Annotated in this window: 20 protein-coding genes, 12 tRNA genes and 3 rRNA genes; 33 read left to right on the top strand and 2 right to left on the bottom strand. The window is 50.5% G+C overall.

What is annotated here, in order from left to right; genetic code table 11:
* Positions 1-90: 90 nt before the first annotated feature.
* The 27 genes from B5G27_RS07780 to rsmI all read left to right on the top strand — a co-directional run bounded on the left by B5G27_RS07780 (position 91) and on the right by rsmI (position 19,760).
* Positions 91-1,617 (top strand): L-threonylcarbamoyladenylate synthase, encoded by a 1,527-nt coding sequence (locus B5G27_RS07780; protein WP_087178484.1) that lies wholly within the window; start codon positions 91-93, stop codon positions 1,615-1,617.
* Positions 1,614-2,246, top strand: a complete 633-nt coding sequence (upp, locus tag B5G27_RS07775) for a uracil phosphoribosyltransferase (protein ID WP_087178341.1) — start codon at positions 1,614-1,616, stop codon at positions 2,244-2,246. Before B5G27_RS07780 ends, upp begins: the two co-directional genes overlap by 4 nt.
* 18 nt (positions 2,247-2,264) lie before the next feature.
* Positions 2,265-2,762 carry a deoxycytidylate deaminase gene (locus B5G27_RS07770; RefSeq protein WP_087178340.1) on the top strand — a complete coding sequence of 166 codons (498 nt, stop codon included), beginning with the start codon at positions 2,265-2,267 and terminating at the stop codon, positions 2,760-2,762.
* Entirely contained in the window at positions 2,759-3,604 is an 846-nt protein-coding gene (locus B5G27_RS07765) for a fumarate hydratase (RefSeq protein WP_087178339.1), read from the top strand. Before B5G27_RS07770 ends, B5G27_RS07765 begins: the two co-directional genes overlap by 4 nt.
* 68 nt (positions 3,605-3,672) lie before the next feature.
* The gene (locus B5G27_RS07760) at positions 3,673-4,239 is read left to right on the top strand and encodes a Fe-S-containing hydro-lyase (RefSeq protein WP_087178483.1); all 567 of its coding nucleotides are present in this window, start codon (positions 3,673-3,675) and stop codon (positions 4,237-4,239) included.
* Entirely contained in the window at positions 4,236-4,946 is a 711-nt protein-coding gene (locus B5G27_RS07755; protein WP_087178338.1) for a lysophospholipid acyltransferase family protein, read from the top strand. Before B5G27_RS07760 ends, B5G27_RS07755 begins: the two co-directional genes overlap by 4 nt.
* Before the next feature lie 218 nt (positions 4,947-5,164).
* Positions 5,165-5,252: transfer RNA gene (locus B5G27_RS07750), tRNA-Ser, on the top strand.
* Between the two features lie 414 nt (positions 5,253-5,666).
* A 16S ribosomal RNA gene (locus B5G27_RS07745) occupies positions 5,667-7,199 on the top strand.
* Positions 7,200-7,264: 65 nt separating this feature from the next.
* Positions 7,265-7,382: ribosomal RNA gene (gene rrf / locus B5G27_RS07740) — 5S ribosomal RNA — on the top strand.
* A gap of 5 nt (positions 7,383-7,387) precedes the next feature.
* Positions 7,388-7,461 (top strand) — tRNA-Ile (locus tag B5G27_RS07735).
* 75 nt (positions 7,462-7,536) lie between these two features.
* Positions 7,537-7,609, top strand: a tRNA-Ala gene (locus B5G27_RS07730).
* Positions 7,610-7,831: 222 nt separating this feature from the next.
* Positions 7,832-10,724, top strand: a 23S ribosomal RNA gene (locus B5G27_RS07725).
* The 16S, 23S and 5S rRNA genes sit together here with 10 tRNA genes alongside, the layout of an rRNA operon.
* A 75-nt stretch (positions 10,725-10,799) precedes the next feature.
* Positions 10,800-10,873: transfer RNA gene (locus tag B5G27_RS07720), tRNA-Asp, on the top strand.
* Between the two features lie 5 nt (positions 10,874-10,878).
* Positions 10,879-10,951: transfer RNA gene (locus tag B5G27_RS07715), tRNA-Val, on the top strand.
* 12 nt (positions 10,952-10,963) lie between these two features.
* A tRNA-Tyr gene (locus B5G27_RS07710) sits at positions 10,964-11,045 on the top strand.
* A gap of 8 nt (positions 11,046-11,053) precedes the next feature.
* Positions 11,054-11,126 (top strand) — tRNA-Thr (locus B5G27_RS07705).
* A 31-nt stretch (positions 11,127-11,157) separates the two neighbouring features.
* Positions 11,158-11,231 (top strand) — tRNA-Met (locus B5G27_RS07700).
* Between the two features lie 26 nt (positions 11,232-11,257).
* Positions 11,258-11,330 (top strand) — tRNA-Phe (locus tag B5G27_RS07695).
* A gap of 60 nt (positions 11,331-11,390) precedes the next feature.
* Positions 11,391-11,463, top strand: a tRNA-Lys gene (locus tag B5G27_RS07690).
* A 94-nt stretch (positions 11,464-11,557) separates the two neighbouring features.
* Entirely contained in the window at positions 11,558-12,643 is a 1,086-nt protein-coding gene (gene mtnA / locus B5G27_RS07685) for an S-methyl-5-thioribose-1-phosphate isomerase (RefSeq protein ID WP_330399013.1), read from the top strand.
* A 142-nt stretch (positions 12,644-12,785) separates the two neighbouring features.
* Positions 12,786-13,823: a serine hydrolase gene (locus B5G27_RS07680; protein ID WP_162611216.1), complete on the top strand. Its 1,038-nt coding sequence runs from the start codon at positions 12,786-12,788 to the stop codon at positions 13,821-13,823.
* Between the two features lie 242 nt (positions 13,824-14,065).
* The gene (locus B5G27_RS07675; RefSeq protein ID WP_087178336.1) at positions 14,066-15,547 is read left to right on the top strand and encodes an aminotransferase class I/II-fold pyridoxal phosphate-dependent enzyme; all 1,482 of its coding nucleotides are present in this window, start codon (positions 14,066-14,068) and stop codon (positions 15,545-15,547) included.
* Complete coding sequence (locus tag B5G27_RS07670; RefSeq protein ID WP_087178335.1) at positions 15,540-16,130, top strand: guanylate kinase; 591 nt, start codon at positions 15,540-15,542, stop codon at positions 16,128-16,130. The genes B5G27_RS07675 and B5G27_RS07670 overlap by 8 nt, the downstream gene beginning before the upstream one ends.
* 131 nt (positions 16,131-16,261) lie before the next feature.
* Positions 16,262-17,257 (top strand): DNA polymerase III subunit delta', encoded by a 996-nt coding sequence (gene holB / locus B5G27_RS07665; protein ID WP_087178334.1) that lies wholly within the window; start codon positions 16,262-16,264, stop codon positions 17,255-17,257.
* 4 nt (positions 17,258-17,261) lie between these two features.
* Positions 17,262-18,167 carry a PSP1 domain-containing protein gene (locus tag B5G27_RS07660; RefSeq protein ID WP_087178333.1) on the top strand — a complete coding sequence of 302 codons (906 nt, stop codon included), beginning with the start codon at positions 17,262-17,264 and terminating at the stop codon, positions 18,165-18,167.
* On the top strand, positions 18,157-18,900 hold the full coding sequence (locus tag B5G27_RS07655) for a tRNA1(Val) (adenine(37)-N6)-methyltransferase (protein WP_087178332.1): 744 nt from the start codon (positions 18,157-18,159) through the stop codon (positions 18,898-18,900). Before B5G27_RS07660 ends, B5G27_RS07655 begins: the two co-directional genes overlap by 11 nt.
* A 17-nt stretch (positions 18,901-18,917) precedes the next feature.
* A complete protein-coding gene (rsmI, locus tag B5G27_RS07650) occupies positions 18,918-19,760 on the top strand; it encodes a 16S rRNA (cytidine(1402)-2'-O)-methyltransferase (protein WP_087178331.1) in 843 nt (280 codons plus the stop codon).
* 30 nt (positions 19,761-19,790) lie between these two features.
* Here the strand turns inward: rsmI and B5G27_RS07645 are convergent, their stop codons facing one another.
* Both B5G27_RS07645 and B5G27_RS07640 read right to left on the bottom strand, forming a co-directional pair.
* Positions 19,791-20,450: an ABC transporter ATP-binding protein gene (locus B5G27_RS07645; protein ID WP_087178330.1), complete on the bottom strand. Its 660-nt coding sequence runs from the start codon at positions 20,448-20,450 to the stop codon at positions 19,791-19,793.
* Between the two features lie 78 nt (positions 20,451-20,528).
* Positions 20,529-21,065: a spore maturation protein gene (locus B5G27_RS07640; protein WP_087178329.1), complete on the bottom strand. Its 537-nt coding sequence runs from the start codon at positions 21,063-21,065 to the stop codon at positions 20,529-20,531.
* A 191-nt stretch (positions 21,066-21,256) separates the two neighbouring features.
* On the opposite strand from B5G27_RS07640, the gene B5G27_RS07635 reads away from it, so the two are divergent.
* The 6 genes from B5G27_RS07635 (at position 21,257) to B5G27_RS07610 (ending at position 25,812) form a co-directional block, all read left to right on the top strand.
* On the top strand, positions 21,257-23,041 hold the full coding sequence (locus B5G27_RS07635; protein ID WP_087178481.1) for a DUF885 domain-containing protein: 1,785 nt from the start codon (positions 21,257-21,259) through the stop codon (positions 23,039-23,041).
* The gene (locus B5G27_RS07630; protein ID WP_087178328.1) at positions 23,042-23,659 is read left to right on the top strand and encodes a nucleoside recognition domain-containing protein; all 618 of its coding nucleotides are present in this window, start codon (positions 23,042-23,044) and stop codon (positions 23,657-23,659) included.
* A gap of 173 nt (positions 23,660-23,832) precedes the next feature.
* Positions 23,833-24,990, top strand: a complete 1,158-nt coding sequence (locus B5G27_RS07625) for an AAA family ATPase (RefSeq protein WP_087178327.1) — start codon at positions 23,833-23,835, stop codon at positions 24,988-24,990.
* A gap of 10 nt (positions 24,991-25,000) precedes the next feature.
* On the top strand, positions 25,001-25,519 hold the full coding sequence (locus B5G27_RS07620) for a hypothetical protein (RefSeq protein WP_087178326.1): 519 nt from the start codon (positions 25,001-25,003) through the stop codon (positions 25,517-25,519).
* Between the two features lie 104 nt (positions 25,520-25,623).
* A tRNA-Glu gene (locus B5G27_RS07615) sits at positions 25,624-25,695 on the top strand.
* A gap of 46 nt (positions 25,696-25,741) precedes the next feature.
* A tRNA-Cys gene (locus B5G27_RS07610) sits at positions 25,742-25,812 on the top strand.
* Positions 25,813-25,954 lie beyond the last annotated feature (142 nt).

The following is a 25,954-nucleotide window of genomic DNA, read 5'->3' as shown; positions in this document are numbered from 1 at the left end:
ACCGGGGCGGAGAAGAGCCGGGGGAGAGTGAGCTGGAGGGCGCGTATAAAAGAGTTTTTTTTTGATGGGAATAATGATATAATAAAACCCATGGAGACAAAGATAAGAAAAATAGATAAAAACCAAATAGATGAAACTGTCATACGGGAAGCGGGAGATATCCTGAAGGCGGGAGGGCTGGTAGCCTTCCCCACAGAGACTGTCTACGGGCTGGGCGCGGATGCCCTTAAGGAGGAGGCAGCGTTAAAGACTTATGCGGCAAAGGGCAGGCCTTCGGATAATCCCCTGATCGTGCATATCGCGGAGTATGAGGATCTGAAAAAGATCGCGGTCAATATCCCTGCGGAGACGGATATCCTTGCGGCACATTTCTGGCCGGGACCGCTTACTATGATCTTTGAGAAGAGCGCGGCTGTCCCATATGGGACGACGGGCGGGCTTGATACGGTGGCGGTGAGGATGCCGTCAGACCCGGTGGCCCGGGAGCTGATCCGGGCAGCAGGCGGTTTTGTGTCCGCTCCGAGCGCAAATACGTCCGGACGTCCGAGCCCGACGACGGCGGAGCATGTGGCGGAGGATCTGGACGGGAAGATCGACATGATCCTGGACGGAGGCGCGGTGGACATCGGCCTGGAGTCTACGATCCTTGATATGACGGTCACTCCGCCGATGATCCTGCGGCCGGGAGCGATCACAGCCGAGATGTTTGAGGAACTGATCGGTGAAGTGAGCGTGGATGAGACCCTTCTGGGAGATGAGAGCAAAAAGGCGCCGAAAGCGCCGGGCATGAAATACCGGCATTACGCGCCCAGGGCGAAGCTGCTTATAGTTGAAGGGGATCTCAGGGAAGAGATCCTGGCGATCAGGCAGCTTGCCTACGCGGCTCACAGAGAAGGGCGGCGCATCGGCGTGATCGCTACGGCAGAGACGCTTCCCTTCTATAAATATGGAGTGATAAAAAATATCGGGACAAGGGAAAATGAAAAAACGATCGCGCGGAGCCTGTACCGTGTGCTGCGGGAGTTTGACGAAGAGGACGTAGAGACGATCTACAGCGAGTCCTTTGCCGTGCAGGGGATGGGGAAAGCGATCATGAACCGCCTGGAAAAGGCTGCGGGACATCTGAGGATCTCTGCGGCTGCGGTTGTAAAGCAGCAGAGATACCGGCGGATTACTTTTGTGAGCAGGACGGATTCTGCGAGGGCGCCTATGGCGGCTGAAATCCTCAGGCAGTATGAGCTGAAGCAGGAGTACGTGGTGGACTCCAGAGGCCTGGTGGTATTGTTCCCAGAGCCGGCGAACCAGAAAGCGGAGGCGATCATGAAGAGCGCCCGGATGACGCTGGGGGATCATGTGTCGCGCCAGTTTGGCGAGGAAAACCTGCAGGAAGATACACTGATACTTACGATCGATGAGAACCAAAAGAATAAAATCCTGTCAGAATACGGGACAGGATACAATGTATATACTTTGAACGAATTCGTGGGAGACAGCACGGAGATACCGGATCCGTACGGGCAGCCACTGACTGCATACGGGGAATGTTTTGAGGTTTTGCGCGGGCTTGTCAAAAAGCTCGCAGAAAAATTAGATTCACTTGTGGAGGAAGGATTATGACAGGCAAAGTAACGGTCATGGACCACCCGCTGATCGCGCATAAGATCAGCTATATCAGAAGAGAGGATGTAGGGACAAAGGAATTCCGGGAAATGATAGGCGAGATCGCGCAGCTCATGTGCTATGAAGCTACGCGGGATCTGAAGCTGAAAGATGTGAAGATCAAGACTCCGATCGCAGAGATGACGGGGAAGGAACTGGCTGGAAAGAAGCTCGCTATCGTGCCGATCCTGCGCGCGGGAGTCGGTATGGTGGACGGCATGCTTTCCCTGATACCTGCGGCGAAAGTCGGGCATATCGGCCTGTACCGCGACCCTGAAACTCTGGAGCCGGTGGAATATTACTGCAAGCTTCCGGCTGACTGCAGTGAAAGGGAAGTGTTTGTGGTCGATCCCATGCTTGCGACGGGTGGTTCCAGCGTGGCAGCGATCCGTATGCTGAAAGAAAAAGGCGTGAAGAATATCCGCTTCCTGTGCATTATCGCTGCTCCGGAAGGGCTGAAGCGCATGCAGGAAGAACACCCGGACGTGGATGTTTATATCGGAGCGCTGGATGAAAGGCTGAATGACCACGGCTATATCGTACCCGGGCTCGGCGATGCCGGGGACCGTATCTTTGGAACGAAATAAACAAAGGAGATGGGGACAATGGCGGAAAAGACGGAGAAAAGAGCAGATTATTTATCGTGGGACGAGTATTTTATGGGGGTGGCAATGCTTTCGGGGATGCGTTCAAAGGATCCGAATACACAGGTCGGATGCTGTATTGTCAGCCCGGATAATAAAATCCTGTCAATGGGCTACAATGGTTTCCCGATCGGATGCTCGGATGACGAATTCCCGTGGGCGAGAGACGGGGAGGACCCGTTGGAGACAAAATATGTCTACTCCACCCACAGTGAGCTGAATGCGATCCTGAATTACAGCGGCGGGAGCCTTGCGGGCGCGAAGCTCTACGTCTCCCTTTTCCCCTGCAACGAATGCGCCAAAGCGATCATCCAGGCCGGGATCCGCGAAGTGATCTATGACTGTGATAAATATGCGGATACCCCGAGCGTTATGGCTTCAAAGAGAATGATGGACGCTGCCGGTGTGAAATATCATAAATATAACAGAACGGACAGAAAGATTGAGATTGAATTATGATACGTACGATAGAAGTAAAAGAGATTGCAGAAAATATCAGGGAAATGTGCATTGAGGCGAACCATTTCCTTGCGCCGGATATGGGGCGGGCTCTGGACCGGGCGGCGGTTTCGGAGAAATCGCCTCTGGGAAGGAAGATCCTGGAGCAGCTGGAAGAAAATCTCGAGATCGCAGCTGAGGATATGATCCCGATCTGCCAGGATACGGGGATGGCGGTTGTGTTCATTGAGATCGGGCAGGATGTCCATCTGGAAGGCGGAGACCTGGAAGACGCGGTGAACGAAGGCGTCAGAAGGGGGTATGTGGAAGGCTTCCTGAGAAAATCTGTTGTGAGAGATCCGCTGATCCGTGAAAATACAAAGGACAATACTCCTGCTGTGATCCATACAAAGATCGTGCCAGGGAAAAATATAAAGATTACTGTCGCGCCGAAAGGGTTTGGCAGCGAGAATATGAGCCGCATTTTCATGCTCAAACCGGCAGAGGGCATTGAGGGCGTGAAAAATGCAGTGATCACTGCCGTTCAGGATGCCGGCCCGAATGCATGCCCGCCCATGGTGGTTGGCGTGGGGATCGGCGGCACATTTGAAAAATGTGCACTTCTGGCAAAAGAAGCCCTGACAAGGGAGGCAGGGAGCCATTCTCCGATCCCGTATGTAAAAGAAATGGAAGAAGAACTCCTTGAAAGGATCAATGGGCTGGGGATCGGGCCCGGGGGACTGGGCGGTACGACGACAGCCCTGGCTGTGAATATCAATACCTATCCCACACATATCGCGGGGCTTCCGGTGGCTGTGAACATATGCTGCCACGTGAACCGGCATATCACGCGTGTGATCTGACACGGAAGGTTTGTGACGGAGTATTCTCCCGGAATGCCGGGAGATTTTTTGACAGAAAGGATATTTTCATGGATAAGCATATCAGAGTACCTATGGATAAAGAGACGGCGAAAAGCCTGCGCTCGGGCGATTACGTATACTTGACGGGCACTGTTTATACGGCGAGGGACGCAGCGCATAAAAGGATGGACGAGACGCTCCGGGAAGGAGGAGATCTGCCGTTTGATGTAAAGGGGCAGGTAATCTATTATATGGGGCCGTCTCCGGCAAGGGAGGGACGCCCTATCGGTTCCGCCGGACCGACGACTGCGAGCCGTATGGATAAATATACTCCGCAGCTTCTGGATCTGGGGCTGGGAGCGATGATCGGAAAAGGAAAGCGGAGCCCGGAAGTGATCGAAGGTATTGTCAGGAACGGCGCTGTATATCTCGCGGCTGTAGGGGGCGCCGGAGCCCTTTTGTCTAAATGTATTACTGCATCTGAAGTGATCGCTTATGACGATCTGGGGACGGAGGCGGTCCGCCGGCTGGAGATCAAAGATTTTCCCGTTGTCGTGGTGATCGACAGCGAAGGCAGCAATCTTTATGAGACTGCGATAGAAGAATACAGGCAGACGGGGGAAGAAGAAAAATGAAACGTATTTTAATGATGGTGCTGAGAAATCTTTATATGGTGCCATATGGATGGATCCGCCTGTGTTACAGGGCAGCCCACGTAGATAAATATACAGAAGAAGATATGTATGCATTTCTCCGCTGGATCGATCTGCACGCAAACAGGGGCGGCAGAGTGCATATCGATGTCCATGGCAGGGAGAATATCCCGGACAGGGACGGGTTTATGTTTTTCCCAAACCACCAGGGACTCTATGATGTGCTTGCTATTATAGAAGCAAGTCCGCGCCCGTTTTCCGTGGTCGCGAAAAAAGAGATAGCGAAGATACCATTCCTGAAACAGATCTTTGCATGCATGAAAGCGTTTATGCTGGACCGTGAAGATGTGCGCCAGGCAATGCAGGTCATCATTAATGTGACAAAAGAAGTGCAGAAAGGAAGAAATTACCTTATCTTTGCAGAAGGTACAAGGTCAAAAAATGGAAACCGTGTGGGCTCGTTTAAGGGCGGGAGTTTTAAAGCGGCGACAAAAGCCCGCTGTCCGATCGTACCTGTCGCGCTGATCGACTCTTTTAAGCCCTTTGATACAAATACGATCAGGCCGGTAACAGTCCAGGTGCATTTCCTTAAGCCGCTGGAGTATGAAGAGTACAAGGATATGAAGACAACAGAGATCGCTGCGCTGGTAGAAAAGAGGATACAGAGTGTGATCGATGCCAATATATAATATATAAAGAAGACGGCGGCGACAGCTGCAATTAACACGCTGGTGCGCTTTTCCGGATAGCGCGGCGACGTGCCGCTGCTGTTACTGGTACTGTTTTTGCGATTTTTTTGAAAATCCCGTTGACATTAGAAAATGTGTCTAGTATAATAATCTTCGCACTGTTAGTGCAGAACTGAATAATCTGCTGCAGCTCAAAACTGTGGTCGCGTTCAGAATCAGGAGAAATACTCAAGAGGCTGAAGAGGCGCCCCTGCTAAGGGTGTAGGTCGGGAAACCGGCGCGAGGGTTCAAATCCCTCTTTCTCCGTTTGATATTATCTCAAAAAACTACTGGAGATTTCCGGTAGTTTTTGTATCTCAAAAGTTAAATTGTGGATAATATCATGTAAAAACCACCAGATATAGTACCGGGAAGAAAACTTGAAAAAGTTGTAAAAAAGTGTTGACAAACACTTGGTAAAAATGGTAATATATCTAAGCTGACTCGTGAGGGACAGCGAAAAACAAAACAAATTAAAAAAGTTCTTGACAAACGAAATGAGATTTGATAAAATATCAAAGCTGTCGCTTGAAAAGAACGACAGGAACCTTGATAACTGAACAATAGACAACAACCCTTGAAAATTTCTTTGAAGAGAAAATTTCTAAGAACGGTTCAAACGAACCAAACACAGTAAAGGGATAGAATTGCTAGCAGTAATTCTTGAACAGAACAAACACTTTTAACGAGAGTTTGATCCTGGCTCAGGATGAACGCTGGCGGCGTGCCTAACACATGCAAGTCGAGCGAAGCACTTTACTTTGATTCTTTCGGGATGAAGAGTGATCTGACTGAGCGGCGGACGGGTGAGTAACGCGTGGGCAACCTGCCTCACACAGGGGGATAACAGTTAGAAATGACTGCTAATACCGCATAAGGCCACAGCACCGCATGGTGCAGGGGTAAAAACTCCGGTGGTGTGAGATGGGCCCGCGTCTGATTAGCTAGTTGGTAAGGTAACGGCTTACCAAGGCGACGATCAGTAGCCGACCTGAGAGGGTGACCGGCCACATTGGGACTGAGACACGGCCCAAACTCCTACGGGAGGCAGCAGTGGGGAATATTGCACAATGGGGGAAACCCTGATGCAGCGACGCCGCGTGAGCGAAGAAGTATTTCGGTATGTAAAGCTCTATCAGCAGGGAAGAAACTGACGGTACCTGACTAAGAAGCACCGGCTAAATACGTGCCAGCAGCCGCGGTAATACGTATGGTGCAAGCGTTATCCGGATTTACTGGGTGTAAAGGGAGCGTAGACGGATAGGCAAGTCTGGAGTGAAAGCCCGGGGCTCAACCCCGGGACTGCTTTGGAAACTGTTTATCTAGAGTGCTGGAGAGGTAAGTGGAATTCCTAGTGTAGCGGTGAAATGCGTAGATATTAGGAGGAACACCAGTGGCGAAGGCGGCTTACTGGACAGTAACTGACGTTGAGGCTCGAAAGCGTGGGGAGCAAACAGGATTAGATACCCTGGTAGTCCACGCCGTAAACGATGACTGCTAGGTGTCGGGGAGCAAAGCTCTTCGGTGCCGCAGCAAACGCAATAAGCAGTCCACCTGGGGAGTACGTTCGCAAGAATGAAACTCAAAGGAATTGACGGGGACCCGCACAAGCGGTGGAGCATGTGGTTTAATTCGAAGCAACGCGAAGAACCTTACCTGCCCTTGACATCCTTTTGACCGGCGAGTAATGTCGCCTTTCCTTCGGGACAGAAGAGACAGGTGGTGCATGGTTGTCGTCAGCTCGTGTCGTGAGATGTTGGGTTAAGTCCCGCAACGAGCGCAACCCTTATCTTCAGTAGCCAGCATTTAAGGTGGGCACTCTGGAGAGACTGCCAGGGATAACCTGGAGGAAGGTGGGGATGACGTCAAATCATCATGCCCCTTATGGGCAGGGCTACACACGTGCTACAATGGCGTAAACAAAGGGAGGCGATACTGCGAAGTTGAGCAAATCCCAAAAATAACGTCTCAGTTCGGATTGTAGTCTGCAACTCGACTACATGAAGCTGGAATCGCTAGTAATCGCGAATCAGAATGTCGCGGTGAATACGTTCCCGGGTCTTGTACACACCGCCCGTCACACCATGGGAGTCAGTAACGCCCGAAGTCAGTGACCCAACCGTAAGGAGGGAGCTGCCGAAGGCGGGACCGATAACTGGGGTGAAGTCGTAACAAGGTAGCCGTATCGGAAGGTGCGGCTGGATCACCTCCTTTCTAAGGAAAAGAAAAGAAGTAAAGAGCTGTTGTCTATTGTTGGGTTATCAAGATAACCAGAACATATTGGTGGCGATGCGTTCAGGGGCAACACCCGTTCCCATCCCGAACACGATGGTTAAGACCTGAACGGCCGATGGTACTGCACTGGAGACGGTGTGGGAGAGTAGGTGGCCGCCAATTTAAATGGGCTTATAGCTCAGCCGGTTAGAGCGCACGCCTGATAAGCGTGAGGTCGGTGGTTCGAGTCCACTTAAGCCCATTTGCCAACAAAATATTGGGAGCTTAAGTAAGCTTTACAGATAAAAGAGGTAAGGTCACTTAAGCCCATCCATATGGGGGATTAGCTCAGTTGGGAGAGCGCCTGCCTTGCAAGCAGGAGGTCACGAGTTCGACTCTCGTATTCTCCACTTGGTTTCGAAAGAAACCAGATGTACCTTGAAAACTGCATACAGAGAAAATCAATTGATGATAAGAATATCTTATAAATCAAGACATCCGAGGTAATGTTATTAACAACATTAACAATACAGTCTGAAGAAAACAGACTCAAATAAAATTGGCCTATTGCCAACACATATAACGCTATATATGTGTAGAGGAGTCCTCATTCCCGTGAGGACGAATCGTTTGGTTATGCTGATAAGAGCGTATGGTGGATGCCTTGGCACTAAGAGCCGATGAAGGACGTGATAAGCTGCGAAAAGCTTCGGGGAGGGGCAAATACCCATCGATCCGGAGATCTCCGAATGGGGAAACCTGGCTGAGCAGACCTCAGTCATCCCTAAGCCAATCCATAACTTAGGGAAGGGAACCCGGTGAACTGAAACATCTAAGTAGCCGGAGGAAGAGAAAACAACATGTGATTCTGTGAGTAGCGGCGAGCGAAAACGGAAGAGCCCAAACCATGGTGCGTGCACCGTGGGGTTCGGACCGCGGAATTGATCCAGCAAGTTTAGCAGAACAGTTTTGGGAAAGCTGACCAGAGAGGGTGAAAGTCCCGTAAGCGAAAGATGAGCTGGCATGGCGGTATCCAGAGTAGGTCGAGACACGTGGAACCTTGACTGAACATGCGGGGACCACCCCGTAAGGCTAAATACTCCTTAGTGACCGATAGCGCATAGTACTGTGAAGGAAAGGTGAAAAGGACCCCGGGAGGGGAGTGAAAAAGAACCTGAAACCATATGTTTACAAGCTGTGGAAGAACTTTATATGTTCAACCGCGTACTTTTTGTAGAACGGTCCGGCGAGTTGCGCTGGCTGGCGAGGTTAAGGACTGAAGGTCCGGAGCCGAAGGGAAACCAAGTCTTAATAGGGCCACAGTCAGTCGGAGCAGACCCGAAACCGGGTGATCTACCCATGTCCAGGTTGAAGTTGCCGTAAAAGGCAATGGAGGACCGAACCCACATCCGTTGAAAAGGGTGGGGATGAGGTGTGGGTAGGGGAGAAATTCCAATCGAACCCGGAGATAGCTGGTTCTCCTCGAAATAGCTTTAGGGCTAGCCTCATACGAGTCTTGCGGAGGTAGAGCACTGAATTCCTGCGGGGGCGTCAAAGCTTACCAAGGGATATCAAACTCCGAATGCCGTGTAGATGATGTATGGGAGTCAGACTGTCCGAGATAAGTTGGGCAGTCAAAAGGGAAAGAGCCCAGACCTGCAGCTAAGGCCCCAAAATGTGTGTTAAGTGGAAAAGGATGTGGGATTTCGAAGACAACTAGGATGTTGGCTTAGAAGCAGCCATCCATTAAAAGAGTGCGTAATAGCTCACTAGTCGAGAGGTCCTGCGCCGAAAATGTCCGGGGCTGAAACACACTGCCGAAGCTCAGGAACTTACGAACGTAGGTTGGTAGAGGAGCATTCTTAACGGGACGAAGCGGTACCGGAAGGAGCCGTGGACTGTTAAGAAGAGAGAATGCCGGAATGAGTAGCGAGAGGAAGGTGGGAATCCTTCCGGCCGAATATCTAAGGTTTCCAGGGTAAAGCTGATCTGCCCTGGGTAAGTCGGGACCTAAGGCGAGGCCGAGAGGCGTAGCCGATGGACAACAGGTTGAGATTCCTGTACTATCCTGTAACAGAACTGTGGGGACGCAGAAAGAGAGCGTGGGCCGGGAATGGAAAGACCGGTGCAAGCGAGGTAGGAGTCGCACAGGCAAATCCGTGCGGCAATCCGAAGACGTGACGCGGACCGAAAACAAGTAGGGAAGCACGTGAGCTGGCTGCCAAGAAAAGCCGCTATTGTTTGCAGGATACCCGTACCGTAAACCGACACAGGTGGATGAGGAGAGAATCCTAAGGCCGACGGGAGAAGCATTGTTAAGGAACTCGGCAAAATGACTCCGTAACTTCGGGAGAAGGAGTGCCAGGGAGACCTGGCCGCAGAGAATTGGCCCAAGCAACTGTTTAGCAAAAACACAGGTCTATGCGAAACCGAAAGGTGAGGTATATGGGCTGACGCCTGCCCGGTGCTGGAAGGTTAAGGGGAGAGGTTAGCGCAAGCGAAGCTTTGAACTTAAGCCCCAGTAAACGGCGGCCGTAACTATAACGGTCCTAAGGTAGCGAAATTCCTTGTCGGGTAAGTTCCGACCCGCACGAAAGGCGTAATGATTTGGGCACTGTCTCAACAATGCACCCGGTGAAATTGAAATACCAGTGAAGATGCTGGTTACCTGCGCCAGGACGGAAAGACCCCATGGAGCTTTACTCCAGCTTGATACTGGGATTCGGCATTGCATGTACAGGATAGGTGGGAGGCTTTGAAGTGGTGACGCCAGTTGCCATGGAGCCGCTGTTGGGATACCACCCTTGCAGTGTTGGGTTTCTAACCAGCAGCCGTGATCCGGCTGGGGGACAATGTCAGGTGGGGAGTTTGACTGGGGCGGTCGCCTCCGAAAGGGTATCGGAGGCGCTCAAAGGTTCCCTCAGAATGGTCGGAAACCATTCGGAGAGTGCAAAGGCAGAAGGGAGCTTGACTGCGACACCGACGGGTGGAGCAGGTACGAAAGTAGGACTTAGTGATCCGGTGGTATAAAGTGGGATTGCCATCGCTCAACGGATAAAAGCTACCCTGGGGATAACAGGCTTATCACTCCCAAGAGTTCACATCGACGGAGTGGTTTGGCACCTCGATGTCGGCTCATCGCATCCTGGGGCTGTAGTCGGTCCCAAGGGTTGGGCTGTTCGCCCATTAAAGCGGTACGCGAGCTGGGTTCAGAACGTCGTGAGACAGTTCGGTCCCTATCCGGCGTGGGCGTAGGATATTTGAGAGGAGCTGTCCTTAGTACGAGAGGACCGGGATGGACTGGCCGCTGGTGTATCTGTTGTTCCACCAGGAGCATAGCAGAGTAGCCAAGCCGGGAAGGGATAAACGCTGAAGGCATCTAAGCGTGAAGCCCCCCTCAAGATGAGATATCCCATAACGTCAAGTTAGTAAGACCCCTTGAAGACGACGAGGTAGATAGGGCAGAGGTGGAAGTGCAGTAATGCATGGAGCTGACTGTTACTAATCGGTCGAGGGCATAACCAAAGCGGGAATAGGTAAGATGGATGATGATTCTTTGTATGTAGTTTTCAGGGTATATACCTTGAAAAATTAAAAAGTGGCCCAGTGGCTCAGTTGGTTAGAGCGCCGCCCTGTCACGGCGGAGGTCGAGAGTTCGAGTCTCTTCTGGGTCGTCTGTGGGGTCTTAGCTCAGCTGGGAGAGCATCTGCCTTACAAGCAGAGGGTCATAGGTTCGAGCCCTATAGGCCCCACTTAAAAAATATGGATGGATTCCCGAGTGGCCAAAGGGGGCAGACTGTAAATCTGTTGGCAACGCCTTCGAAGGTTCGAATCCTTCTCCATCCATTCAATACGCCGATGTGGCTCAATTGGCAGAGCAGCTGATTTGTAATCAGCAGGTTATCGGTTCGAGTCCGATCATCGGCTTTGTCTCAGATGAGACAATATAATTTAATATCGCGGGGTGGAGCAGTCTGGAAGCTCGTCGGGCTCATAACCCGAAGGTCGCAGGTTCAAATCCTGCTCCCGCAACTTACACACTGTATTGTGTGTCAAATGCCCAGATAGCTCAGTTGGTAGAGCAGAGGACTGAAAATCCTCGTGTCGCTGGTTCGATTCCGGCTCTGGGCATTTTTCTCTGTAATGAATATCATAGCAGTTACAGAGATATAGAGATATATAATTGGATATGGGCGTGTAGCTCAGGTGGTAGAGCACTTGACTTTTAATCAAGTTGTCCGGGGTTCGAATCCCCGCACGCTCAGTAGGTAAAATAGCCGGAAACGCTGTATTTGTGCAGAGTTCCGGCTTTTTATATGCTGGTATACGGAAGCATGCTGACTGTAAAGAGAAAGGTTGTGAAGCGGTTGACAGAGTTAACAAAGAAGGCAGAAAATGTAAAGCTGAGTGATGATGGAACAAAAGTGATCATCCTGGATCAGGAGAAACTTCCGAATGTAGAAGAATATCTGGAACTTGACAATGCAGAAGATATCTATGAAGCGATATTCAGGCTGAAAGTAAGAGGCGCTCCGGCAATCGGCATCTGTGCGGGGTATGGGATCTATGTGCTGGCGAGGCAGATCGACACAGAGGATTTTGATACTTTTTACAGAGAATTTAAAGAGAAAAAGGATTACCTGGATTCATCGCGGCCGACAGCAGTGAACCTGAGCTGGGCCCTGAACCGGATGGAGCGTGTGGTATTAAACAACAGAGAGAAAACTGTGGCTGAGATCAAGGATCTGCTTCTGGCTGAGAGCCGGAAGATCCAGGCGGAAGACGTGGAGATGTGCAGGGCGATCTCTGAACACGGCCTGTCGCTCCTGAAAGATGGCGATGGGATCCTTACCCACTGTAACGCGGGCCCGCTTGCCACATCGAAATATGGGACCGCACTCGGTCCTCTGCTCCTCGGGAAAGAAAGAGGGATGGAGTTCCATGTGTTCGCGGATGAGACGAGACCCCTTCTCCAGGGGGCAAGGCTGACAGCGTATGAGCTCCAGAAGGCTGGTGTGGATGTAACACTGATCTGTGACAATATGACAGGGCTTGTGATGAAAAATGGCTGGGTCAATGCATGCCTGGTAGGATGTGACAGGATCGCGGCGAACGGAGATGCGGCGAATAAGATCGGGACCAGTGTGGTCGCGGTGCTGGCGCAGTATTATCACATTCCGTTTTATGTGCTGGGACCGACATCTACGATCGATATTCATTGTCCGACCGGCGATGACATCACGATCGAGCTGAGGGATCCGGAAGAGATCAAGAGCAAGTATTACAGGGAGCCGTCAACTCTCCCGGAGGTGAAGTGTTATAACCCTGCATTTGACGTGACGCCTCATGAACTGATCACAGGGATCGTGACAGAGCATGGAGTGATACGGGCGCCGTTTAAAGAAAATATTGCAAAATTGTTTGAAGAACATCCGGAAAAGTGAGTGCCGGGCTAAATGTTAAGGTTCTATGTCTGAGTATTGTCCGTAAGTGAAAATTTATGTTAAAATTAATATCCGGGATGGATTGAAAAGATGAGTAACGGCTATGAATATCTGCCGCAGGCATAATGAAAGGGAATTAGTAATGAAGTATCTGGAGCCAGACGAAAAGAAGAAGCCGGGGCTGCCCTGCGGGAAGGCAGATGTGCCGCTTTTTCTTGTTTTAGCGCTTACGGCGGCCGCTGCGTTTTTCGTATACAGCGGGGACGGCAGCAGGGGGACAGGCAGTATGGCTGAAGGAGAGGCAGGGATATCAGAGCGCGTATCCGGGGCGGCTGACAGCCTGTATGCGGCAGAGGAGACGGTTGCTGCGGGAGAGGACGAAGAAATCCCGGAAGAGGCGGAGATCCCTTTTGAGAATATCATGACAGCGGACAGCTCGGACCTGACGGTCACATGGGACGGGCTGACAGAGGGAGATCAGCAGGATGTAGATGCCTTGGAGGGAGAAATACGTGCTGGGTTGGATGCGTTTGCTGCTGAGGGATATACGGCTGGTTTTATGCTGTATGACCTGAACAGCGGGGGCGGGATCAGTTATCATGCGGACGAGATGTATTACAGCGCCAGTGCGATCAAGGGACCGTATGTCGCATGGCTTGTTGAGGACTATCCGCAGACAATGGATTTTTTATACGGAACGATCCAAAATACGATCACATGGTCAAGCAATGATGCTTATGGGGAGCTGATCACAACATATGGTTATACAGAGTTTAATGACTGGGCAGCAGGGATCGGATGTGAGGATTTTGTCATATCCGGGGAATGGTATACTTCAGTAAAGGCGAGAGATTTTGCGAAGCTCTGGTGCCATATGTATGACCGTGTTGTGTCAGGGGGAAGCCTGGCTGGCATTATAAATATATATACGGATACACTGTCCTCTGCCATATCTGAGACATTGGGAGGACAGTATACGGTCTATTCAAAGGGAGGATGGATCGGTGAGGGAAGGGGTTCTTATTACAATGTGCAGAATGATGCGGGGATCGTGATGAAAGGTGAGCATCCATATGTGCTCGTTATATTGAGCGATGCTTATGGGAGACTGGATCTGCTCGATAACCTTGTTTACATTCTGGACCAGGCGCACACAGAGCTGACAGAAACAGCAGGATAGACTGCGGGCGGCCGGGAAGAGCTGCTGCATCAAAAAAAGCCGGGATGAGATCACCGGCTGAGAAAAGAGGAAATATATGTGAAAAAGCATCTCTGCTTTATTTGCCTATAATATAACCGGGATTTGTGTACAATATGTGTTGATTCTATAAAAAGCACGTTAATAATTCTAAAAGAAGGATAATGGTCAGGCGCAGGAACGTATGTTAAAATGGGGAAAGACCAGAAATATGGAGCGGAGAAATGGAATTTTTATATAAAAAACTGAAGGATTATTCGGCATCGGATTTTTACGGCTTCCATATGCCGGGACATAAGCGCAGCGCCCGGCTGACCGGGGCGGACCTGCCCTATGGTATTGACATTACGGAGATCGAAGGGTTTGACGACCTGCACCATGCCGGGGGGATACTGAAGGAAGCGCAGGAGCGGGCGGCGTCCGTGTACCGCGCGGAGGAGACACATTATCTGATCAACGGGAGCACTGTGGGGCTCCTGAGCGCGGTGCTCGGGAGCACAAGGCGGGGAGAGAGGATCCTCATGGCGCGCAACTGCCATAAATCGGTATATAATGCGGCACTGATGAATGAACTGGAGCCGGTATATCTATATCCCAGGATGCTGGATGGGACAGAATTGAATGATGAAGTGACACCCGGGGAGGTGGGACGCCTGCTCGATGAAAATCCGGATATCAGGGTGACAGTCATCACCTCGCCTACATACGATGGGGTAGTATCAGATATAAAGGGGATCGCAGACACTGTCCACAGGAGAGGGGGTATCCTGATCCTGGATGAAGCCCATGGCGCGCATTTCGGCTTCCATCCCATGTTCCCTGAAAATGGAAATGTGCTGGGTGCGGATATCGTCATCCACAGCCTGCACAAGACACTGCCTGCGCTGACGCAGACAGCGCTTCTCCATATGAACGGGATCCGGGCGGACAGAGAGCGGGTCCGCATGTATCTGCATATGCTCCAGTCCAGCAGCCCTTCTTATGTACTGATGGCAGGGATCGACGAGTGTATCCGCATGCTGGAAGAAAGAGCGGGAGAAGTCTTTGGACAGTATGCAGCGCTTCTGGAGGAGACAAGGGAACGGCTGAAAGGGCTTGAGAGGCTGAAGCTGACAGAGACAGAGCGGTATGACAGATCCAAGATCGTAGTCTCTACAGCAGGATGCTTTGAAGAAAATAAAAAGTTTACTGGAAAATGTTTATATGACTTATTAAGTGAAAAATATTTCCTACAGATGGAAATGGCATCGGCTTCTTACATCATTGCCATGACATCTCCGGCTGACACAAAGGAAGGACTGGGACGGCTGGTGTCCGCTCTAAATGAGGTTGATGGGAAACTTGCAAAACATAGCAAGAATGCAAGAAATTATTCGAAAGCAGGACGCAATAATCATTCTTACGGGGACTGCACTGCAATGTCAGAGGGAGAAGCCTGGTATAGTGAAGCTGTGGAAAATGAACAGGCCTATACGCCGGGACAGGCCGCTGCCCTGGAAAACAGAGAGTGTATCCCCATTGAGGAATGCGGGGGAAGGGTGGCATTGGAATATGCCTATATCTATCCCCCGGGCATCCCGCTGACAGTGCCGGGAGAGAGGGTATCCGCCGGAACAGCAGAGCGGCTGCGGCAGTACAGCAATGCCGGACTGCATATTGAAGGGACAAAAACAAGAGGAAAGATCGAGGTGCTGACAGATGGGTAGGATTTATTATGTGATGGGGAAGAGTTCTTCCGGAAAGGATACAGTCTATAAAAAACTGCTGGAGCGGCATCCCGGGTTCCGAACGATCGTGCCTTACACGACCCGTCCGATCCGGGAGGGGGAGCGCGACGGCGTGGAGTATTTTTTTGTGGATGACGAGCGGCTGCGCGAGATGCAGGAGGCTGAGCAGGTGATCGAAGTGCGTTCCTATAATACCAGGTGCGGGGTGTGGACGTATTTCACAGCGGATGACGGCCAGATCGACCTGGATGCGCATGACTATCTCGTGATCGGGACGCTGGTATCCTACCGGGCGCTCAGAGAATATTTCGGGGAGGAGAAGCTGCTCCCGGTGTATATCGAGGTGGAGGACGGGCTGCGCCTGGCGAGGGCAGTGGAGAGGGAACGCAGACAGGCAGAACCAAAGTATTCGGAGCTGTGCAGGAGGTTCCAGGCAGATGAGGAAGATTTTTCCGAGGAAAAACTGGGCAGGGCAGGGATCACGAGACGATTTGAGAACCGGGATCTGGCTGCATGCCTGGAGGAAATAGAAGATTATATCCGAAGTTCGGAAAGGGTATGACTTTGAGGAAGTATGTGCTATACTAAAAAAGTCTACCCTTTTGCCCGGGAAATGTAGTACAATAGGGTGTATACAGGATCAGGCGGTCCGGGTGTTCCCTCTGGGGAAATTATGTATGGCAGGTGATAGATATGAGTAGTTTTAAAGATGTTGTAGGACACAAAAATATTATTAAATATATCCAGAATGCAGTGACTGCGGACGCGGTCTCCCACGCATACATCCTGAATGGCGAGAGGGGATCAGGGAAGAAACTGCTCGCCAATCTGTTCGCCATGAGCCTTCAGTGCCAGAACAGGGACGAAGACGGAGATGCATGCGGGAAGTGCCAGTCGTGCAGACAGGCTCTCAGCGGCAACCAGCCGGATATTATCCGGGTTACCCACGAGAAGCCGAATACGATCAGTGTGGATGATATCCGCGTGCAGGTAAATGACGATATCGTGATCCGTCCTTACAGCAGTAAGTATAAGATCTACATCATCGCGGACGCGGACCTGATGAGCGTACAGGCCCAGAACGCGCTCCTCAAGACGATCGAGGAGCCGCCGCAGTACGCGGTGATCATGCTCCTTACGGAGAATGCGGATACGCTCCTGCCTACGATCAGGTCCAGGTGCGTGATGATGAAGCTGAGGAATATCAAGGATCAGCTTGTGAAGAAGTATCTCATGGAGCATATGGAGATCCCGGATTACAAAGCGGATGTGTGCGTTGCCTTTGCGCAGGGAAATATGGGAAAGGCGATCATGCTCGCGAATTCGGAGTATTTCAATGAGATCAAAGAAGAGGCGGTCCACCTGCTCCGGAATATCGACGATATGACCGTGCCGGATCTGATGGAAGCGGTGAAGCGGTGCATGACATACAAGCTGGAGATCAATGATTACCTGGATATCATCGCGATCTGGTACAGGGATGTGCTGATCTATAAGGCGACAAAAAGTGTGGACCGTGTTGTATTTTCCGACCAGATGAGATATATCAGGGAGCGGGCGAGCAGGAGTTCTTATGAGGGCATTGAGAATATACTGGACGGGATCGAGAAAGCAAAGTCCAGGATGAAAGCGAATGTCAATTTCGAGCTGACGATGGAACTGCTCTTACTGACAATAAAGGAGAACTGACAAAATGACGAAAGTGATCGGAGTGAGGTTCCGGACAGCGGGGAAGATCTATTTCTTCGCTCCGGGGAAATTTGATATAAAGCAGGGCGACAATGTGATCGTGGAGACTGCCCGCGGCGTAGAATTCGGGCGGGTCGTGAGCGGTCCCAGGGAAGTGGAGGACGAAGAGGTCGTACAGCCCTTAAAGTCCGTGATCCGTCCTGCGAACGACCAGGACAGGAAGACGGTCGAAAAGAATAAGCAAAAGGAAAAAGAGGCATTTAAGATCTGCCTGGAAAAGATCCGCAAGCACAAGCTGGAGATGAAGCTGATCGATGTGGAATACACGTTTGACGGAAATAAGATCCTGTTTTATTTCACTGCGGACGGAAGGATCGATTTCCGCGAGCTGGTGAAGGATCTGGCGGCAGTGTTCCGCACCAGGATCGAGCTCAGGCAGATCGGGGTCAGGGATGAGACGAAGATCCGGGGCGGGATCGGCATCTGCGGCCGTCCGCTGTGCTGCAGCACATACCTGACGGAATTTTCGGCGGTATCGATCAAGATGGCGAAAGAGCAGAATCTTTCCCTGAACCCGACAAAGATCTCGGGCGTATGCGGGAGGCTGATGTGCTGCCTTACGAATGAAGAGGAGACTTACGAGGTGCTCAACAGCCAGCTCCCGTCCGTGGGCGATACGGTTACGACAAAGGACGGGCTGACAGGGGTGGTGCATTCCCTGAGCGTGCTGCGCAGGCAGGTGAAAGTCGTGGTCAATCTGGAGAATGATGAGAAAGAGATACGCGAATATCAGGCGGATGACCTGAAATTCAGGCCGCGCAGGAAGAAGCAGAAGGTCTCCAGGGAAGAGATGAAGAAGCTGGCTGCGCTGGAAAAGGGAGAAGGAGCGTCAAAGTTAAATGACAAATGATACGCGGAGATCGCTGGTGAAAGAGGGGGAGCGCCTGGACGACCTTCAGCTTAACGGGCTGGAGCTGATCCAGGATCCGAAGAAGTTCTGCTTCGGCGTGGATGCGGTCTTTCTCTCGGATTTCGCCAGAGTGAAGCCGGGGGAGACGGTGCTTGACCTGGGGACGGGGAATGGGATCATCCCGATCCTGCTGTCCGCGAAGACAAAGGGAAAAAGATTCACAGGGCTCGAGATACAGGCAGATACAGCGGATATGGCACGCAGGAGCGTGCGTTACAACAATCTGGAGGAGCGGATCGAGATCGTGACAGGGGATATCAAAGAGGCGGCGGAGATATTTAAGCCGGCCTTTTTTGATGTGATCACCACGAACCCGCCTTATATGCTGGCGGACCACGGGCTGCGCTGCCCGGATGACGCCAGGGCGATTGCGCGGCACGAGGTACTGTGTTCTCTGGACGACATCCTGCGGGAGAGCATGCGCCTCCTCCAGGACAAAGGGCGTTTCTATATGATCCACCGCCCTTTCCGCCTGACAGAGATCATGATCAAGATGAACTACTATAAGATCGAGCCAAAGCGGATACAGTTTGTCTATCCGTATATTGATAAAGAGCCTTCTATGGTACTCGTAGAGGGCGTGAGGAGCGGGAAGCCGAGAGTGACGGTGGAGCCGCCTATCATCATATATGACAGTCCGCGGGATCAGTCCGGGGACCGGGCTGCAGAGTGAGCGGGAGGAGAGGAAAAATGGCAGGGACGTTATATCTGTGCGCAACACCCATAGGAAACCTGGAGGACATGACGTTCCGGGCGGTGCGCGTTTTGAAGGAGGCTGACCTGATCGCCGCGGAAGATACGCGCAACAGTGTGAAGCTTCTGAATCATTTTGACATCCGGACGCCCATGACCAGCTATCACGAATACAATAAATACGATAAGGGCAGAAAGCTGGTGGAAAAGCTGCTGGAAGGGAAGGATATCGCTCTGATCACGGACGCCGGGACGCCGGGGATCTCTGACCCGGGGGAAGAGCTTGTGGGGATGTGCCACGAAGCAGGGATCACAGTGACAGCGGTCCCGGGTGCGGCTGCGTGCATTACAGCGCTCACCATATCCGGGCTTCCTACGAGGCGGTTTGCCTTTGAGGCGTTTCTGCCGTCGGATAAGAAGGAGAGGGAGGCAGTGCTGGATGCGCTTGAGAAGGAACAGAGGACGATCGTCCTCTATGAGGCGCCGCACCGCCTTGTGAAGACGCTGAAGCTACTGGCGGAACGGCTGGGAGAGCGCCGGGTCAGTGTGTGCAGAGAGCTGACAAAGCGCCATGAGACGGTATACCGGTCTACGCTTCCGGAGGCTGCCGCGCATTATGAGGAAACCCCGCCCAAAGGGGAATGCGTGATCGTGGTACAGGGGCTCACCCGCCGGGAGGCAGAGGAAGAAGAGCGGCAGAGGTGGATGGATATGAGCATCGAGGAACATATGGAGCATTACCTCTCGCAGGGGATCGATAAAAAAGAAGCGATGAAACGGACGGCGAAAGACCGGGGAGTACAGAAAAGAGAGATCTATAATTACCTTAACCGCGGTTGAGGCGGGGAGGAGCGGAAAAAGAAACAGACATCAGGAAGATCTGATGTCTGTTATTTTTCCGTCTTTCATGAAAACAGTTTTTTTCTTCAGCCCTGCGGCTTCTTCCTGCTTGTTGGTCACATACAGGACGGTGATGCCGAGTTCCTCGTTGATCTCGAGGATATCCCCGAGCATCTCCACGCGCAGCTCCGGATCCTGGTGGGCAAAATCTTCATCCACGAGAAGGACCTTCGGGTGGAATACAACAGCCCGCGCCAGCGCGACTCTCTGCCTGTCCGAAGCGGAGAGGAGCCGGATCTTCTGGTCAAGGACATCCGTGATCCCGAAGAATTTTGCCGCTTCTTTGACGCGGCTGTCGATCACCGTACGGGGGAGATTACGCAGCCGCAGTCCCAGGGCGATATTGTCATATACGTTAAAATGCTTGTATAAAGTATAGTTCTGAAATGCCATTGCCAGATGCCGGTCACGGGGCAGGATATCGTTGAGCAGGTCTCTTCCGAGATAGATCCGTCCGGATGTGATATCTTCGAGACCGCCGATCATGCGCAGGATCGTGGATTTCCCGCAGCCGCTCGGACCGTGGAAAACAACGAATTCACCGTCCGCTATGGAAAGGCTGACATCGTCTACGGATACAAAACCGTTTGGATAGGTCTTTGTCAAGTGCTCTAATGTCACGCTTGCCATAAAAACACCTCCATGTGTCGAATTGCCGGAGTCAGCGCTGTCTGACTCCTTTTTTATTTTAGCACAAACACTGCCCTCTCACAATCCCAAAGACATTGCGCCGGCGAGGAAGACGCTGGCGGCAAGCCCGGCAAAAGTGGCGAGGAGCGCGCCTGCCAGTGTGTAGCGGGAGCGTTTTACCCCGGCGGTCATGAAGTAGACGCTCATTGTGTAAAAAATGGTCTCAGTGCAGCACATGGAGATGGAGGCGATCAGCCCCAGGCGCGAGTCTGTCCCGAACTCTTTGAACACATCCAGGAGCAGCCCGGTGGCAGCGGAGGAGGAAAACATCTTTACGACTGTGAGAGGGACGAGCTCTCCGGGGAATCCGATGTAGGAGGAAAACTGTCCGACTACAGAGGAAAGGAAGTCCAAGAAACCGGAGGCGCGCAGGATCCCCACAGCAGCCATCAGCCCGATCAGCGTAGGCATCAGCCGGATCACGGTGAGAAAGCCGCTCTTCGCTCCTTTGATGAATGTTTCGTATACATTGACACCGACCAGGAGAGCGTAGGTTACGATACCCAGTACGATGAAGGGGACGATAAAATCTGAAATATAGAGAAGGATCTGCAAGGGGCGCACCTCCGCGGCAAAGATGATCTATCCAGAGTATATGCCGGGGCGGCGAAAAATATCTGCCGGATGGATGAAAGCTCCTGTCTTAAAGGAGGGGAGGGCAGGGAAGAGACGCGCGGGTGGGGCGGCTTATGAATATCAGCAGGAGCGGTTTCATAGGATGGAGTAAAGGAATTTCAGGAGCTTTTATGCTGTCTTTGAGGTCTCACTACATAAAATCCACTAATCCGTACCGAAAAAAGTCTGCTCTCCGGATCTTCGGTGCGCTGAGCCTTGCCGCCGGCCTTGCGGTATGCGGCTGCAGGGCGCGCGTGGGGGCGGACGGGGAGAATGCAAGATTCCGCGAATATACACGGGAACTGTTCTGCCGGGAAGCTGCGTCTGATACGGTAAACCTGCACTATACACTGAAAGATCCGGAGGAGTATGGGATCGAGGACCCGCCTGTAACGTTTGGCAGTTTTGATGCTGAAGAGGAAGCGGTGAAGGCGGCATCGGAAAATATGCGCCGGTCGCTCCTCGGGTTTTCTTATGATGATCTGGATACGCAGAACAGGCTTACATATGATGTGCTGGATTACCGGCTAAAAAATATGGATAAGAGCGCGGAGTATCTTTTGTATGAGGAGCCTCTGGGACTGGTCAGCGGCGTGCAGACACAGCTTCCGGTAGTCCTGTCGGAGTATCAGTTCTATGACCGCCGGGATGTGGATGACTATCTGGCGCTCATGAAGACTACGGGGGAGTATTTTGACAGCCTGATCCGTTTTGAGAATGAAAAATCAGAAGCCGGCCTTTTTATGGCGGGTTATGCGGCGGATACAGTGATCGGGCAGTGCCGCGCATTCCTTGATATGGGAGATGGAAATTATCTGTATTCGACATTTGCTGACAGGATAGAAGAAATAAAAGAGTTGACAAAAGAAGAAAAAAGTGAATATATACAGGATAATGCTTTGGTGATACAGGACTATGTATTTCCGGCGTATGAAAAGCTGACCGCAGCAGTGGAAGATCTGAAGGGCAGCGGAAAGAATGAAAAGGGGCTTGTCTTCCTGCCGCAGGGGAAAGAATATTATGAGCTGCTTGCAGAGCAGTCCACAGGTTCTGAGCGCTCTGTGGATGAAATGAAGGATCTGACGAGAAGGCAGATCTCGGATGACCTGGAAGCGATGGAGCAGGTGCTTGGCATCAGCTATGGCGAGGCAGAGGAAGCCGCAGCATCCATCGGGCAGGAGAGCGCGGAACTGATCCTGTCGCATCTGAAGCAGGGGATCAGCAGGACGTTCCCGGAGGCTCCTGAGACGGAACTGGAAGTCAAATATGTGCCCGAGGAGATGGAAGAGCATCTAAGCCCGGCTTTCTATATGATCCCTGCGATCGACAACACCGGAGAAAATGTGATCTATATCAATCAGGGGCATATGGGGAATGATCTGACACTCTTTACGACACTGGCGCATGAGGGCTACCCGGGGCACCTGTACCAGACAGTCTTCTACGAGAGCACGGATCCGGATCCCATCCGCAGCCTGATGGATTTCGGCGGCTATGTGGAGGGATGGGCGACTTACGCGGAGATGGGGAGCTATTACCTGACGCCGCTGTCAAAGGAGCAGGCGGTCATCCTCCAGAAGAACAGCTCTGTCATCCTCGGGCTGTACGCGCTCGCGGATATAGGGATCCATTATGACGGATGGAGCCGCATGGATACGATCGCATTCTTTTCGAATTACGGGATCACGGACGCGGATACTGTGGAAGAGATCTACGAGCTGATCATCGGTTCGCCTGCGAATTATCTGAAATACTACATCGGATATGTGGAATTCCTGGAACTGAAAAAGGACTGGGCGGAAGAAAAGGGGGAGGAGTTCTCCCAGAAAGAATTCCACGAAGCAGTGCTGGAAGTCGGGCCTGCGCCGTTTGGGATCGTGGAAGACTATATGTGGGAGATGGGCGGAGGTTATTAGATGCTGAATTATCTGTGGGCAGGGATGATCCTTGTGGGGATCGTGTTCGGGGCGTTTAACGGGAGGATGCAGGATATCACCAATGCGGCGCTGGATTCGTCAAAAGAGGCAGTGACACTGTGCATTACCATGATCGGGGTGATGGCATTCTGGACCGGGATCATGGAGATTGCCTCAAAAGCGGGGATCATACGGATGGCGTCGCGGAAGATGAGACCGCTCGTGCGGTTCCTTTTCCCTGGTATGCCGGAAGGGCATAAGGCAGAAGAGCATATTACGACCAATTTCATCGCCAATTTTCTCGGGCTCGGGTGGGCGGCGACTCCGGCAGGGCTCAGGGCTATGGAAGAGCTGGGCAGGCTGGAGGACGACAGAAGGGCAGGCAGGGCGCCGGGCCCGGTGAGGAAAAAGGGAGTGGCGGGCAATGAGATGTGTACCTTCCTTATCATCAATATCTCCTCGCTCCAGCTTATTCCCATGAATGTGATCGCTTACCGGAGCCAGTATGGGAGCCCTGATCCGGCTGCGATCATCGGCGCGGGGATCCTGGCGACGATGGTGAGCACGGGGGCGGCGGTGGTATTCTGCAGGATGATGGACCGGAGGCGGAGAATCTGAGAACATATACTTTTACGGTACAAGACAGAAGAATTTTGTGGAGATTTTGTGGGAATGTTTTCTGGTTTTGAAATAATTACGGATATAACGGGAATAATAGTTGAAATACCAAAAATGCGGTTATATAATAAAAAATAAATACGAGATAAACGATAATAAAATTGGAGGACGTCATGAAAATATTAAAAATATCAATTAAAGGTCTGCCACATTTTCAGTATGATTTAAATATCGATTTTGTTGCGCAACAGAGAGTGGCTGATGACGACAGAGAACAGCTGTCTAATATTTTTTCTAATATTTATACGAATCCAGCAATCTCTTTTATCGGTATTAATGCATCTGGGAAAACGACAATATTGAAAGCGATTTCTTTTGTTATAGAATTACTCAATAATAAGCCGGTAAATAATATATCATCAAATGAAATTATTGATGATATTGACAGCAGTCAGAAAGTAACTTTTTCGGTATATTTTTATCATGAAGGTATTGTGTATAAATTAAAGACAAATATAGGAAAAAAAGAAAACATGACTGATGGAAGCACAAAATTTGTCATTTTGGATGAAACGCTGTGGTCTAAGGCAGTTCATCGTATAAAAACAAAAAAAAGCCTTTATAATTTCAGGGATTCCGATCTGAAGACAGAGAGAAATAATAATGAAGAGTATCTAATGGAAGATGTCAGTATTATAGTTGCGTTAAATAAAAAGCAAGATGCAAATTTTTCCTTATATGATATGTCAGAATTTACAGATCATAATATGCTGAACGTTTTAGGAAGATATCCAAAAGAACTTTTGACTTTTTTGGATCCGAGTATTGAATATCTGGTTTGCCGGCCAAATGAAAAAAAGGTTGATATTAAACTGAAATTTTATGGAAAGAACGAAATTAGTCTGAGCAGTCTATTAGAGTTGAACAAGTACCTTTCTTCAGGAACGATAAAGGGGCTCAGCATATTTATGGGAGCAGTGTTTGCCTTTATAGAAGGCGGATATTTGCTCGTCGATGAACTGGAAAACCATTTTAATAAAGAAATTGTAGCGACGTTAATACGTTTTTTTATGGATAAAAAAATTAATAAAAAAGGCGCAACCCTTATTTTTTCTACTCACTATTCCGAATTGCTGGATGAATTCGAAAGGAATGACAGTATTTATATTGTCAGAAACAGAGAGGGGATTACAGCGGATAATCTGTCTAATATTTTAAAGAGAAATGACATAAAAAAAAGTGAAATATATGACAGTGATTTTCTAAAAGGAACTGTGCCCGCATATGAATCGTATATTGCTTTGAAAAAGGCTCTTATATCGATAAGATAGGAGGCTTGGGATGGAAAAATATACAGCGTGTATCTGTGAGGGCGGAGCCGAGAGAGCAATATTGGATCTGCTGTTGGACGACCATAGACTGATTTTTGAAAGAGAGGATTTACTGGAAGAAGAATTGCTTAGATGCCGCAGCGCGAGAGATTTTGAAAGAAGGTATTTGAAAAAATCTTTTTCTGAAAAGATTACTGTTTATCGGATTTTGGATTCCAGGAGCGAGAATTTTAAATTGAGCAAAGTTTATAAACAAAAGGTTGATGTTGTTAATGTTGTTACCGCTCCGGAAATTGAAATGCTTATTATTTGTAACGAAGGAAAATATAAAGAATTCAAAAATTCAGGTGAAAAGCCCAGTGTATATTGCAAAAATAAACTAAAATATAAAAATGTTAAAAGTTACGATTTTGTCCATAAGTATTTTTCGGATATGCATACTTTAATTAATGCATTGCATGAATATAACAGGGTGTCGAAAATCCGTAAAGATGAAAGATCTTTATGGGATTTATTAAAGCCTATATAAAAGAGGGCGAAAAGGCGAAAAGGGCAAAAACAAAAAAGTGCTTGCAATTGTTTTTTATGTATGGTAATATAATCAGCGGTCACTGTTCGGCAGTGACTGTGTATGGCCCCGTGGTCAAGCGGTTAAGACATCGCCCTTTCACGGCGGTAACACGGGTTCGATTCCCGTCGGGGTCATTCGCACGTAGCGTCTAAAGGACAGCCGCTAAGTGCTCATACTCAAGGCGCAGTAGCCAAGTGGTAAGGCGTGGGACTGCAACTCCCTGATCACCGGTTCAAATCCGATCTGCGCCTCTTGAAAGAGAATACCGCAGGATCATCTGTAAGAGATGACCCTGCGGTATTCTTGTTTTCTGCTTTAAAAGCAGAGAGAGGCTGATCTTGCCTGAAAGATATTTTTGTTTACGGTCTTGACGGACAGTGTTATAATGTCAAT

Source organism: Lachnoclostridium sp. An76 (assembly GCF_002161355.1).
Classification (GTDB): domain Bacteria; phylum Bacillota; class Clostridia; order Lachnospirales; family Lachnospiraceae; genus Mediterraneibacter; species Mediterraneibacter caccavium.
Note: the sequence above shows the minus strand (reverse complement) of the source record. Positions and strands in the feature narration are given on the sequence as shown.

Bases quoted from the DNA above. Each gene is read 5' to 3' on its own strand.
- B5G27_RS07680 (WP_162611216.1), top strand. From the start codon at position 12,786: ATGAAGTATCTGGAGCCAGACGAAAAGAAGAAGCCGGGGCTGCCCTGC.
- B5G27_RS07760 (WP_087178483.1), top strand. From the start codon at position 3,673: ATGGATAAGCATATCAGAGTACCTATGGATAAAGAGACGGCGAAAAGC.
- B5G27_RS07780 (WP_087178484.1), top strand. From the start codon at position 91: ATGGAGACAAAGATAAGAAAAATAGATAAAAACCAAATAGATGAAACT.
- B5G27_RS07765 (WP_087178339.1), top strand. From the start codon at position 2,759: ATGATACGTACGATAGAAGTAAAAGAGATTGCAGAAAATATCAGGGAA.
- B5G27_RS07630 (WP_087178328.1), top strand. From the start codon at position 23,042: ATGCTGAATTATCTGTGGGCAGGGATGATCCTTGTGGGGATCGTGTTC.
- B5G27_RS07655 (WP_087178332.1), top strand. From the start codon at position 18,157: ATGACAAATGATACGCGGAGATCGCTGGTGAAAGAGGGGGAGCGCCTG.
- B5G27_RS07660 (WP_087178333.1), top strand. From the start codon at position 17,262: ATGACGAAAGTGATCGGAGTGAGGTTCCGGACAGCGGGGAAGATCTAT.
- B5G27_RS07620 (WP_087178326.1), top strand. From the start codon at position 25,001: ATGGAAAAATATACAGCGTGTATCTGTGAGGGCGGAGCCGAGAGAGCA.
- holB (WP_087178334.1), top strand. From the start codon at position 16,262: ATGAGTAGTTTTAAAGATGTTGTAGGACACAAAAATATTATTAAATAT.
- B5G27_RS07770 (WP_087178340.1), top strand. From the start codon at position 2,265: ATGGCGGAAAAGACGGAGAAAAGAGCAGATTATTTATCGTGGGACGAG.
- upp (WP_087178341.1), top strand. From the start codon at position 1,614: ATGACAGGCAAAGTAACGGTCATGGACCACCCGCTGATCGCGCATAAG.
- B5G27_RS07625 (WP_087178327.1), top strand. From the start codon at position 23,833: ATGAAAATATTAAAAATATCAATTAAAGGTCTGCCACATTTTCAGTAT.
- B5G27_RS07670 (WP_087178335.1), top strand. From the start codon at position 15,540: ATGGGTAGGATTTATTATGTGATGGGGAAGAGTTCTTCCGGAAAGGAT.
- B5G27_RS07635 (WP_087178481.1), top strand. From the start codon at position 21,257: ATGCTGTCTTTGAGGTCTCACTACATAAAATCCACTAATCCGTACCGA.
- B5G27_RS07645 (WP_087178330.1), bottom strand. From the start codon at position 20,450: ATGGCAAGCGTGACATTAGAGCACTTGACAAAGACCTATCCAAACGGT.
- B5G27_RS07755 (WP_087178338.1), top strand. From the start codon at position 4,236: ATGAAACGTATTTTAATGATGGTGCTGAGAAATCTTTATATGGTGCCA.
- rsmI (WP_087178331.1), top strand. From the start codon at position 18,918: ATGGCAGGGACGTTATATCTGTGCGCAACACCCATAGGAAACCTGGAG.
- B5G27_RS07675 (WP_087178336.1), top strand. From the start codon at position 14,066: ATGGAATTTTTATATAAAAAACTGAAGGATTATTCGGCATCGGATTTT.